Origin of the sequence: Bacillus salitolerans (genome assembly GCF_042680805.1) — a bacterium.
In the GTDB taxonomy this organism is placed as follows: domain Bacteria; phylum Bacillota; class Bacilli; order Bacillales; family SA4; genus Bacillus_CJ; species Bacillus_CJ salitolerans.
The window spans coordinates 85095-97537 of the sequence record NZ_JBHUEM010000028.1; the positions used below are offsets into that span (position 1 = coordinate 85095).

Annotated in this window: 12 protein-coding genes and 1 pseudogene; 7 read left to right on the forward strand and 6 right to left on the reverse strand. The window is 36.7% G+C overall.

What is annotated here, in order from left to right; all coding sequences use genetic code 11:
- The first annotated feature begins 115 nt into the window (after positions 1 to 115).
- From ACFSCX_RS16000 to ACFSCX_RS16010, 3 genes are all read left to right on the forward strand, one after another.
- Positions 116 to 292 (forward strand): helix-hairpin-helix domain-containing protein, encoded by a 177-nt coding sequence (locus ACFSCX_RS16000; RefSeq protein ID WP_377929255.1) that lies wholly within the window; start codon positions 116 to 118, stop codon positions 290 to 292.
- Between the two features lie 55 nt (positions 293 to 347).
- Positions 348 to 1055 (forward strand): DNA alkylation repair protein, encoded by a 708-nt coding sequence (locus ACFSCX_RS16005; RefSeq protein ID WP_377929256.1) that lies wholly within the window; start codon positions 348 to 350, stop codon positions 1053 to 1055.
- Between the two features lie 348 nt (positions 1056 to 1403).
- Complete coding sequence (locus tag ACFSCX_RS16010) at positions 1404 to 3476, forward strand: ABC transporter permease subunit (protein WP_377929257.1); 2073 nt, start codon at positions 1404 to 1406, stop codon at positions 3474 to 3476.
- Positions 3477 to 3697: 221 nt separating this feature from the next.
- On the opposite strand, the gene ACFSCX_RS16015 is transcribed toward ACFSCX_RS16010, so the two are convergent.
- Complete coding sequence (locus ACFSCX_RS16015) at positions 3698 to 4051, reverse strand: ArsR/SmtB family transcription factor (protein WP_377929258.1); 354 nt, start codon at positions 4049 to 4051, stop codon at positions 3698 to 3700.
- A complete protein-coding gene (locus ACFSCX_RS16020; RefSeq protein WP_377929259.1) occupies positions 4051 to 4470 on the reverse strand; it encodes an SRPBCC family protein in 420 nt (139 codons plus the stop codon). Before ACFSCX_RS16020 ends, ACFSCX_RS16015 begins: the two co-directional genes overlap by 1 nt.
- 310 nt (positions 4471 to 4780) lie before the next feature.
- On the opposite strand from ACFSCX_RS16020, the gene ACFSCX_RS16025 reads away from it, so the two are divergent.
- Complete coding sequence (locus ACFSCX_RS16025) at positions 4781 to 5176, forward strand: VOC family protein (RefSeq protein WP_377929260.1); 396 nt, start codon at positions 4781 to 4783, stop codon at positions 5174 to 5176.
- A gap of 124 nt (positions 5177 to 5300) precedes the next feature.
- Here ACFSCX_RS16025 and ACFSCX_RS16030 read toward each other — a convergent pair.
- The 3 genes and pseudogenes from ACFSCX_RS16030 to ACFSCX_RS16040 form a co-directional block, all read right to left on the reverse strand.
- Positions 5301 to 5671 (reverse strand): annotated as a pseudogene (locus tag ACFSCX_RS16030) (VOC family protein).
- A 232-nt stretch (positions 5672 to 5903) separates the two neighbouring features.
- The gene (locus ACFSCX_RS16035) at positions 5904 to 7157 is read right to left on the reverse strand and encodes an ATP-binding protein (protein WP_377929261.1); all 1254 of its coding nucleotides are present in this window, start codon (positions 7155 to 7157) and stop codon (positions 5904 to 5906) included.
- Between the two features lie 190 nt (positions 7158 to 7347).
- Complete coding sequence (locus tag ACFSCX_RS16040) at positions 7348 to 7860, reverse strand: DUF3231 family protein (protein ID WP_377929301.1); 513 nt, start codon at positions 7858 to 7860, stop codon at positions 7348 to 7350.
- Positions 7861 to 8226: 366 nt separating this feature from the next.
- Between ACFSCX_RS16040 and ACFSCX_RS16045 the strand changes: the two genes are divergently transcribed.
- From ACFSCX_RS16045 to ACFSCX_RS16055, 3 genes are all read left to right on the forward strand, one after another.
- Complete coding sequence (locus ACFSCX_RS16045) at positions 8227 to 8934, forward strand: M48 family metallopeptidase (protein ID WP_377929262.1); 708 nt, start codon at positions 8227 to 8229, stop codon at positions 8932 to 8934.
- 331 nt (positions 8935 to 9265) lie between these two features.
- Complete coding sequence (locus ACFSCX_RS16050; protein ID WP_377929263.1) at positions 9266 to 10168, forward strand: alpha/beta fold hydrolase; 903 nt, start codon at positions 9266 to 9268, stop codon at positions 10166 to 10168.
- A 71-nt stretch (positions 10169 to 10239) separates the two neighbouring features.
- On the forward strand, positions 10240 to 10692 hold the full coding sequence (locus tag ACFSCX_RS16055; RefSeq protein WP_377929264.1) for an NUDIX hydrolase: 453 nt from the start codon (positions 10240 to 10242) through the stop codon (positions 10690 to 10692).
- Positions 10693 to 11510: 818 nt separating this feature from the next.
- Here ACFSCX_RS16055 and ACFSCX_RS16060 read toward each other — a convergent pair.
- Positions 11511 to 12311 (reverse strand): HAD family hydrolase, encoded by an 801-nt coding sequence (locus ACFSCX_RS16060; protein WP_377929265.1) that lies wholly within the window; start codon positions 12309 to 12311, stop codon positions 11511 to 11513.
- Positions 12312 to 12443 lie beyond the last annotated feature (132 nt).

Here is a 12443-nt window from a genome sequence, read left to right on the forward strand (position 1 = left end):
CGTTGTTGGTTTTAAACAAACGTTTGTTTAAACAATAATCGAAAGGCTCAACCAGTTGAAAAAAGTAGGAAGGGGAAGTAAGTGAAAAATAGTACTAATACAAGACCAGAAAGTATTGCCCAATATTGGGAAGCCTACAACACATGCACTTGTAAATACTGGATATGATAAGCTTGACCAATTATCAGCTGTATCGGAAGCCGAAACATTACATAGTGTTGGACCGAAAGCAGTAAGACTATTAACTGAAGCACCAAAGGAGCGTGGTTTATCTTTTGCCAAAAAAGACTAGAGTAATAAGGTAGTTATACCATTTATTAAAGACAATTAATAAGGGGATGAATAGCGTGACATATGAAGAAATCATGCAACAGCTTGAAGAATTAGGTTCAGAACAAACGAAAAAAATCTATGACAACCATGGAGTGAAAGAACCCTTCTACGGGGTGAAGATTGGAGATTTAAAAAAACTAGTTAAGTATGTGAAAAAAAATCATGAACTAGCTTTGGATTTATATGACTCAGGGAATCATGATGCGATGTATTTAGCAGGTCTATCAGTTAATCCAAAATTAATGACAAAAGAGACGTTACTAGAATGGGCCAGAAAAGCTTACTGGTATATGGTGGCTGAATATACAGTGGCTCAGGTTGCAGCTGAAGGTGATTATGCACTTGAACTCGCAAGAGAGTGGATGAAATCTGACGATGAAATGCTAGCGGTGTGTGGTTGGAGTACATATGCTAATTATTTGTCTATCACTCCAGATGAAAAGCTAGATTTCGCAGAAATAAGAAGCTTGTTGAACGAAGTGAAAACCACCATTCATGAAGAAAGAAACCGAGTCAGATATGTAATGAATGGATTTGTAATCTCAGTGGGCACTTATGTTCCAGAACTAACTGATGAAGCAAAAAAAGTAGCAGATTCGATTGGAAAGGTCCAGGTAGATGTAGGAAATACGGCGTGTAAGGTACCCGTTGCTTCAGATTACATTAAAAAAGTAGAAGAGAAGAATAAAGTAGGGATGAAGCGAAAGACATGTATTTGCTAATGGTGAAAAGAAGCAACGACTCCTGCTTCTTTATATGTGCCGGACGTTAAAAATCGGACATTATAAGTTCGGATATACCCAATGTAAAAAAATGCCGTCCCGCATCAGCACATAATCGTCTACATCGCCAAATCCGGGTCAAACTCATCCATTTACCGGTCAAACCTGAACAAATCCGGTTCAAAACTTACCGCATTTCTAGTGAACGAAACCTAACCACACTGTTGTTTAGTTGACTATGACAAACTTATTTATGAATTTTTTCCACAGCAGTGAAGGAACCATTACACTATTGGTAGAAAATAGCATAAGTAATCACGATCACACTTTTAAGGTAGGAGTATCAAAATGAAACTGTTCAACTCAGTATGTCATTATGTAATAGGATTATTGGGTATACTTTTTATTAGTATTGTACCAGAGGTATTGCTTACCCATGGAGTGGTGTCACCAGCTTTATTTGCAAGTGAGTATGTCACATTTATAAGAAGTCTATTTGATGAAAATACGTGGGTCTATCAATATAAGGATTATGAAGTATCTGTCGTATCATTTCTATGGGAGCCTTACCTCTATTCTATGAAAATATTAGTAGGTGCCATTTTCTTCGGTTTTCTTGTGGCTTTTATCCTTGCGGTACTTACGATGAATATGCCTTCAGTTATAAAGCAGTTGATTAAACGGACACTTCAATTTCTAGAGGTTGTACCGGATATTTTGTTTTTATTCCTTGTGCAGCTTTTAATCGTACTTATTTACAAACAGACAGGTGCACTTTTAATGGAGTTTACTAGATTTGAAAAAGAGATCTATGTATTTCCCATCCTAGTGTTGTCCATATTACCTGCTATATCGTTTTACCGTGTAATGGTGATGTACATCGAGGAGGAAACATCGAAACCATATGTTGAATTCGCAAACAGTAAAGGACTTCAACACGTTCTCATCATTTTAAACCATATCATAAGAAACGTGGCACCAAGTGTATTCCATTATTCTAAGGTTATCATTTGGGGAGCACTGTCTTCATTATTTGTGATCGAGTGGCTGTTAGATATAAATGGAGTTTTTTATTTTGTCTTCCATGATTTTCGTCCTATCGTATCTGCTGTATCATTATGGTTTGTTTTTACGCCTTCTTACCTAATCTATTCGGTTGTGGAAACAATACTTCAAACTAAAAAAACAAATCCTATTACGAAAAAGGACTATAAGAATCGAACAATCAAGGGATCGTTAACCACCCTTTTTAAGGTTTTTATGACCCTTTTTAGCATAAAAAACATAAATACTTCTCGCATTTTAAAACGACTCAAACCAGTTATCATTGTTGCAAACTGTCTTCAATTAGGTAAGGAAACAGCTAAACAGATGATTCCATACTTTAAAAATGTAAAATTTGTGATTGGTTTTGTTTTTTTAAGTAGTCTAATTTTGTATAGCCTCATCTACTCGGTTCTCACCGATAGCTATATAGAACAGAAAATGTTTTTATATAATGAACAAGGTCAAATAGTATCCGTGTCCCCACATCCTCCGTCCCAAGATTTCTTACTTGGTACAACTGGCCTTGGCTACAATATATATGACATGATCGTCGTTGGTGCAAAATCAACCTTGTTATTTGGGGCTGGAATTGCTGGCCTCAGAATATTGCTTGGTCTGCTTCTTGCGATTCCATTTGGGTACTTCATCCATGGTAGATGGAGGGTATTTATTGAAAAGTGGGTGGAAAGTCTCCACTTCGTCCCTCTAACGATTGTTGCATACATGCTGCTTAAGCCCATTCTTTGGGGAGAAAAAGGCGAATGGGATTATTCATATGCAGAAAGAGTGTGGATCGAGGTTGCTATTTTGACACTGTTAGTGGCTCCGTTTCTTATGACGCAAATTGGAAGTGATATCAAGCTACTACTAAGAAATACCTATATCGATAGTGCACGATTACTAGGTGGTAGTCATTCACATATCCTTATAAAGCACATATTACCTCAACTCGGACCGAGATTAACGATACTCTTTGGCCAACAATTTATGCAGGTGATGTTACTTTTTATGCATTTAGGATTATTTCAGCTGTTTTTTGGTGGGACATATATTTACCTGCCGGATCCACCCAAATCTGTCTCAAATGAATGGTCAGGGATGATAGGTGATGCTAAAAATACACTTGCTACAGGTCCATGGTGGGTCATTATTCCGGTGTTAATAGCCTTTATCGTAGCAATTCTTGCAATGCAAACGATGCTTAAAGGGATGCAGGAGGTTATGCAGGCTAAAATTGGAGTGAAGATATTAGACCGGAAGAGTAAATGGAAGTCCCATTCAAAAAGAGAAGAAGAAACTGACCGTAGTCAGCCTCAGCAAGTGGGGTTCAATCTATTAACTCAGCAGCAAGTAAAAATGAATAAGAGCTTGTAAACAACTTGGCGATTCCTTTATAGTAAGGAATCGCTTTATTAAAATTTAGCATTTCAGAATCTTTCATTTAGAAATAATTGAAGCAGTAAATAAGGGAAGAAGCATGGAATCTAAGAAGGAGACCCAGAAAGAGGGTGAATACATAGCACGAGAGAGTGGGTTAAATCGGACGAAAAAAAACCGACATTAAATTGTCGGCTTTTATGTACAGTTATATATCATTATTCACGGTCTGTTTTCATGTCTTTAAATCTATGTTCATCATCATTTTCAACAACATGTTTAAGAATAGACAACTTGTTATTCCAAAATTGTTCGTAATAAGAAAGCCATTGTTTAACTTCTGTTAACGGTTCTGGTTGCAACTGATAAATTTTTTCTCTGCCTACTTTTTTTCCATAGACTAAATTTGCTTCTGAAAGTACGTGAAGATGTTTTGCTATGGCTGTACGACTAATTGGAAAATGAGCTGTTATTTCTGAGATAGCTAATTTGTCATTAGCAAGCAACCGAAGAACCTCTCGTCTAGTTGGATCAGCAATAGCTTGAAATACATCATGCTTTGCTGCTTCCATTATCCTTCAACAACCTGACGAAGTCGTTCATTCACAATACCTACCCAACCACCTTCCATTCTTTCACGGATCACTGAACTTTTCTCATTTGCTTTTGGAAGTACAGTATCAGGAGACTTCCAACCACTGTGTATAAGTGTAAACTCCGTTTTTTCACCCATGTCTTTTAGTATAAAAGAAACAACCCAACCATCAGTATCCCATGAAAATGAAATTTTATTTGGTTCATCCACTTCTAATACTTTGCATGGAGATGGACCGAATGGAGATTGAATATGAAATTCATGTCCTTCTGTAGGCTCAAAATCATTTGGCATGAACCATAATGCAATACCTTCCGATGTTGATACCTTATTCCAAACTTTTTGTAGGGGTGCTTCAAAAATAACGGTTTGTTTAATATCTTGTAATGTTTCCATCATTAACTTCTCCTTTTTCAAAATAGTACTAAAACCATTTAGCTTCATTTATGATGATATAACACCATTTGGTTTCATTTATGATAATATAACACCATTTGGTTTCGTGTCAACGTTATACTGCATAATTTTATGATTTTCAAGTTAGATATTTATTATTAGTACTTCCGCTACTTTAACTAACAAAAATGATTAAATTTCTAATATTATTCCTACAATGATGAAGGAATATCAATATGATGGGTTGAAAACTACATATGCAAAGATTGTAAAATAATCAAAATTCTTATCGAAGAAATAGGAGGCAATCATGGGAAGACTAGTTCATTTTGAAATTCATGTGGATGACATGGAACGTGCAAAAAAGTTCTATGGAGAAGTATTTGGGTGGACATTTGAAGACTGGAGTGAATATGCGGGGATGCCGTATTTTGGAGCAGTAACTGGTGATGCGAATCAGCCTGGAATTAACGGAGCGTTAATGAAGCGTCAAAGTCCTTCGCCAGAAGCAAACCAAGCTTTAAATGGATATGCTTGTACAATGGGAGTAGAAGATTACGATTCTACGGAAGCAAAAATTCTTGAACGTGGTGGAAAGGTAGCATTGCCGAAGTATGCCCTGCCTGGAATGGCATGGCAGGGTTATTATGTGGATACAGAAGGAAATATCTTTGGTATTCATCAGCCAGACGAGGATGCAAAATGATTTTTGTTCTGTAAGATTTAAGTTCTCAAAAATAATTCAGTACATAAAGTGCCTGAATCCAGAATAATAAGGGGACAGGCATTTTATTCTGTAGTAAGGTAAAGAGAATTAGTTTTTTTATCTATTATCTGTGCTGATCGACAAGAATTTGATTACCATCTGGATCTTCAATGGTAAAATAGGCAGATCCTTCATTTGATTCATCTGCTTCAGTCAGCATATGTATTCCTTTTTCTTTAAGCTGCTTTTGAAGTTCTCGAACGTCTGTAAACGAATCGAGATTTTCTGCATTTTGATTCCATCCTGGATTAAATGTTAGGATGTTCTTTTCAAACATTCCTTGGAATAGTCCAATAACGCAATTTTCGTTTTTCATAATAAGCCAATTTTGAGTAATATCCCCCCTAATGCTTGAAATCCTAGTTTTTCATAAAAAGATTTTGAGGCATGAATGTCTTTCACATTTAAACTTACAGAAAGTGCTCCTAGTTTCATTTTTTCTCCTCCAAATAATTAATTATAAATATTCTAGATCGATACTATTAGTTCACTCCAAAACTAGTATAAAAGAGGACTTATATTATTTTCAATATTTACCAAAAAGCTCTTAGAATCCAGCTCCAGCGCCTAGCCATTCGAGGTCAAATAACCCTAAATGAGTAAAAGGGGATAGGCACCCTTTTCTTATTTAGGGTTATTTGCTCTGCCTTAGGCTAAACGGGGCGCCCTAAGCCTTTTGTTCACTAGCAGGAAGACTAATCCGAAAGGTTGTCCCTTTCCCTTTTTCACTCATAATATCAATTTTCCCTTTTAATTTATAAACGGTACTGAACACGACGAGCATGCCAAGGCCTGTCCCTTCCTCTTTCGTTGAATAATAGGGTTTTCCCACTCTTTGAACCTCATCCTTGGACATCCCAACACCAGTGTCTTGGATGATTATCTGAATTTCACTTTTGTGTTCTGATACTGTAACGGTAAGGTTTCCACCCTTTTCTTTCATCGATTCAATGCCATTTTTAAATAGATTGATCAAAGACTGCTGGATTTGGCTTTTATCATATCGTAACTGTAACGAATTTGAAAATTCATATTGCATCTTCACATCATGAATGTTGGCATACGGTAGCATGATATTATGGACATAGTCAAATTCCTCTTTTAAGTCCGATTGAACCATATATTGTGCTTGAGGTTTGGCGAGAGACAGAAAGTCGCTGACGATATTTTCGGCCCTTTTCAGTTCTTGCATGGAAAAATCAACATATTTTTTTTCTTCTTCGGTAAGGGTTGTAGATTTATTGAGAAGCTGAAGGAAGCCACTCGTGACGGTAAGCGGGTTTCTAATTTCATGAGAAATACTTGCTGCTAGCTCGCTAATAACGCTTAATCTTTCCGTATCATTATATTTTTCACGTGTCTTGAGATTATGGATAATTTTTTGAATGAGAATCATCACAATGACTGTTCCACCAACATGGATTGTAATCACATTTGTAACGATGCTCCAAAAGTGACTTGTTAATGGTTGAAAATAGGAGCTAATATAGAACAAGTATGATGCCATTGCAAGAAAAGAAAGGAAACTTGCTGCGATAATTCTTTTTTTCGACTCAAGTTGTAGAAAAGCCTTGCTAGATAAAGATACAAGAATGAAAACAATAGATGAATAAATAAAGGAAGGGAAAATACCATCCCCACCAATATAGAAGCGATACACATTTAACACGATCCATAACGGGATTGCAATTCGATATCCACCAAAAAGTGAAGCAATGATGAAAGGAACAAAACGCAAATCAAATATAAACCCAATCTCTAGTTGGATAGGAAAGGACATACAAAGAACCATCGATAGAGCGGAGAGTATAAACAAATACCGATTATAGCTATATGGGCGCTTCTTATCTTCAAAAAATACTAAGTATGTTATAACTGGAATTAGCAAAAAAAGCAGATTAATTAACAGTGTTTCCGTCATAGAAAAAATCCTTTCGCTATTTTTGCTGAAAAAAGTAAACTTAGACAGCAAGATAGTAAACAGTGAATACCCCAAATTATAACAGATAACGGTTTGTACGACTATTTGATATTGGTATTAGGTATTAGGAAGTACGTTTTGAGTATTAAATCAAACAAAAAAAAGGGACAAATGTCCCCTAGATGATTACCTAACAGTTCTCAAGCTTGTTATGGTGTAACGGTGGAGGAATTAACCAGCCTTTTTCTTTATTCAGTCTTAATACCTTCCCGCCAAGTGTCGCTTTTTGTGTATGGAATTGTCCAAACATCATTGCGATATCTTCCCGTATAGACTGTCCAATCACTTGACTACATGTGACTAAACCAACTGAAATATTCATTGACAAGGAAGCGGCAATTTCAGGATCTTGGATTCTTGCACCTACAGGAATATCTTCTAAACAAGCTTTAGGTCTTTCTGGAGGAGCTGGTGGAAGCCCAACACCGTTTTCTTTAAGTATAGCTTCAACTTGTTTAATTTCTTGTTGGCACTGGTTAATGGATTCTTCTAATAACTTATGTAGGTCATCATCACCTGCATGATTCAAATGCGTTTGATAGCCTGCCACATAACCTTTTGATACTAGTAAGAACGACCAAAGTGAAAAAACTTCTCCATAATGCATTGGTTCATTTTGTGGATTTCCGCTTAAAATTCCCATAACTGCACTCCTTATTGTTGTTTTTAATTTCATAAAAATCTCCTTACATGAACAGTGTAGGAAGGACCATGAATTATTTTCTTCTCAAAAAGAATTTGTTATTCCTAAAATTTTGGGCTACTGCTTCCATTCAGTAGCCCTCTCTTAGGGCAATAGTTGAATAAATTCAACTACTTCTATTGTGTGACATAGAAAAAAAACTATTCAACAAAAAAACGTAGGCAATTAGAAGTACGTATGGATAGTTTGCTACCTATACGATTACACAGAAGGAACACGTACATTATAATAGAGAGGAAGGCTGAATAAAAAATCGGTGCGGAATTGATAAAAGGTAAAAAGTATTAATAGTAAGTGGTGAAGCAGATGATACATACGTACAAAGGTGAGACGATACGGTTAGAGATCAAGTATAAAAATCGAAAGACAATTGGCATTACGATGGACTATTACGGAAATATTGAGGTACACGCGCCAAAAGGTACTCCCGATGAGAAAGTGTTACACGTAGTAGAGGAAAAGTGGGACCTCATTTGTCAGAAGCTACATGAGCAGAAGGAGAGAATGCGCGGACCAAAGGAAAAGGTGTATGAGCAAGGGGAGAGTTTTCTTTATTTAGGGAACGTGTATCCCATCAAGATTATTTTGGATGAAAGTCTTGAACGTGACAACGTCGTGTTTAAGGGGGATTGTTTACATATAAAGGTGAAGCAGCTGGAGGATGAGAAAGTGAAACAAGCGTTAAGACGGTTCTACTATCAGAGTTGTAAAGCATTAGTAGAGAGAAGCGTCTCCCGTTTTCAATGTCATTTTAAAACAAAACCACGGAGCATTCGGATTACCGACAGCCAAACAACATGGGGGACATGTGATTCCAAGCTACAGCTCACCTTTAATTGGAAGCTGGCAATGGCTCCCCAGCAGGTGATTGACTACGTCGTGGTTCATGAGATGTGCCATATGGTCCATCTTAACCATGACCGCTCCTTTTGGCGACTTGTGGGCAAAATTATGCCTGACTATAAGGAACAGGAATATTGGTTAGCTATATCGAATTGGAAGATGACGGTTTAGGGTACTATAACACCGGATTCGAAGCGAATGTTGTTCAGGAACAGTGACAGACTTCGATAGAATCTCGAGGTGTGCCTAATTTAAATGAGATTGAAAATTAACCTTTTATTTATAGTGGTATGCCTTACGTTCGTTACATTACCCATTACAGAATTTATCTACTCTATGAAGTAAAATAATCACGTATTCTTCACAATTTTTGAAAAGCTCAGTTTTTTGGAGGATATCGTTTTCTTTTAGAGAATACCTTATATATTCGCTTCATCCTTACTTTCATAAAAGTAAGGTTTTTTTTATTTTATATATTCTTTTGAAGAAGAGGTGTAAGCTTGTGGATGGAACATTAATTCAGATCAGAGAAAAAGGTTTGTACGTTGAAGAATATGGCCAAAAAGATAAACCACCTGTACTTTATTTGCACGGTGGACCAGGAGAAAGCTGCTTTGATTTTACTTATCATCAAAGAGAGAGACTAGAAAATTATTTTCGAGTTATTGCTATAGATCAACGAGGTGTTTGCCGTTCGGAGATAATAGGGGAGGAGGAGAGTTTCTCATTAGACGACATTATTGAGGATTGTGAAGCCTTAAGGAAGCATCTAAAGATTAACAAATGGTCAATAATTGGACATTCCTTTGGGGGATTTCTCGCACTTCTCTATGCATCAAAATTCCCAAACTCAATTGATAAAATCATTTTTGAATGCCCAACCTTTGATTTTGCTCTTACATCAAGATTTTTACTAAAGAAGACAGCGATGCTTGCAAGGAAGTATGGAAATGAGGACCTAGCAAATAGATGTATGGATTTATCTAGGAACCAAGAAGTGACACCGAAGGAACTAACCGAGGGATATATGAACCTTAGTGATGAGCTTGGTGAAAATAGAATGGAAATATACAGATACATAAATGATAACCCAACAGATTATCATTCAGCCTATACCGACGAGGAATGGGACAAGTTCTATGATCGATCTGACATTCACTATAACCGATTACAGTCGGAAGGGAAAATATATGAATCATTATTAACTAAGATTAAAGAAGTGAAGCGACCAATGCTGTTAATGACAACTGAACATGATGCAGCAACGTGTGAGATCCATATCGATACGTTTAAAAAGGACGCTGCAATCGGGCAAGTATATCACTTTATGAACTGCGGGCATACACCGCATTACGAACAACCAGATGAATTTACGAAAGTCGTAGTAGATTTTTTAACCATGTAAGGTATTCCGACTACTTTAATGGAGCAAGGATGTTGACATACAATTTTTGATAGTAACATGGGGGAACATAGATGAGTTACGTAATGGAATTAAGAGAATTAGTGGGTCATAGACCCTTATTACTACCAGGTTCAGTTGTTATCATTTTAAATGAAGATCATCAAATACTATTACAACATAGACATGATGGAGATTGGGGATTACCTGGTGGTCTAATGGAATTAGGTGAAAGTTTAGAAGATACTGCAAGGAGAGAAGTGAAAGAAGAAACAGGTCTAGATATTGGCGAACTGGAATTACTAGGTGTTTTCTCTGGACCTGACTATTACTTAAAGCTACCTAATGGTGACGAATTATATTCAGTAACGGCTGTATATTTAGCTCATGAATCAAAAGGTACGATCAAAATGGATAGAAATGAGTCAATCGATTTACAGTACTTTACTTGTAATGAATTACCTGAAGGGTTAAATGAGGAAACCCGTAATTACCTAGAACCTTATCTTAAGAAGATTGCTAAGTAATGTAGCGATATGAAAAGAGTTTAAAAAACCTACTTTGAGCGAAAAGTAGGTTTTTTGGAAGAATATGAAATGATAAGTTTTGATTGTGCCATATTTTACACTGTGGTTTAGTAAACAGAATCCAGCGCTCAGCCAAGATTTTCATCTTACTTGAGGTCAGATAAAGTATGGATCTGTCCGTAACCCAAAAAGTTGATGATAAAATAGGATAGTTGCTGATAAATGCCTTGAAGTTGCTGATAAAAATGGCAAAGCTGCTGATAACCCAAAAAGTTGATGATAAATACGAAAAGTTGCTGATAAAATCAGAAAGTTGCTGATAAATTTCAAAGGGTTGCTGATAAAATGAATGAAGTTGCTGATAGACTTCTATAATGATAAGACAAGATCAATTTTTTAATGGTATGAAAGCAAATTTTCCTCTAAAGAGACGCTGTCCTTAACTAAAATTCTTTGAAATCGTAAAAAGTAACCCTATTTCATTAAAATAATTTAGTATAACTTTCCTAACATATTCACACTGGGTCCGGAGACTTGGTGCTAGCCAAGTTTTTCTAAATTATTTAGAAAGTATAAAAGTTTTCAGCAAGAGAATGGGCTAGTGACTTGGAATTCCAGTTCCAGCACCCAGCCAGGATGAAATGGTTACGATCTTTGCCATTTCATCCTACTCGAGGGAAAAGGAAAAATCACTTGTTCCATGGTTCATATAAGCTGTCATGAATAAAAGGGAAAACCACCTTTTTTCATGACAGTACATTTGCTATGCCTGAGGCTAAACGGGATGCCCTGAGCCTTTTGTTCCCTATTATCAGATGCTACTTCTGAAGAGCTTTATTTAGTATATCTACTATTGGCAATAATTCTTCAAGATGGTGGATTTCATAATCAGGGACTACGTGCGTTTTTTCTTTGTTGTCTCGATTAATCCAGACTGATTTCATTCCTGCTCGAGAAGCACCGAGGATGTCTGTCATTAAATTATCTCCGACCATGATTGCTTCATTACTTGATACCCTTATCGTCTGTAAGGCGTGCTCAAAAATCGAGGAATCTGGTTTTCCTATTCCGAAAGCTCCTGAGATGACAATATGATCAAAATAAGGAGCGAGTTCAGGGGTAATCGTAAGCTTTGTGTTTTGTAAGTCAGGGGAACCATTAGTTAATAATAAAAGCTTATAATTTCCTTTTAAATGCTCTAGAATCGTAAAGGTATCTTCATAAACAAACGGATGATTTCGGCGCTCGAGAGGAAATTGCTCAGCAAGCGTATAGCCAAACCCTTCATCATTAATTCCAAACTGCTTCAGTCCTCTTGTCCATGCCTCTTTCCGGTACGTAGGGATAATTTCTTTCAACTTCCGAAAGGACTCATGGTCATCTGAAAAATTCCCCCATAAGCCTTCGAACGGGTTAATTCCAATCATTCTCGTAAACTCATACGTTTCATAGGAGGCGTAAAGAAGAGTTGCTTCTTGTCTGACAGCCTTCTCAAGCTCATCTGTCGGTATTCCATACTTCTCCTCAGCCAATTGGCATGTAGCGGCAAAAGCTTCCTGAACACTCTTTTGATCCCATAATAACGTATCATCAAGATCGAAAAACACGGCTTTGATCAATTTCAACACTCCTTATAAATACGTATTTTGTTTCTGTTATCCTATTACATCTTGAAGTGGATTTATCCCGTTCCAACTGGCGCTAAGACCCCCACTTCAAAACTTTAGATGAATCGAGAAATTTAAGTGGGG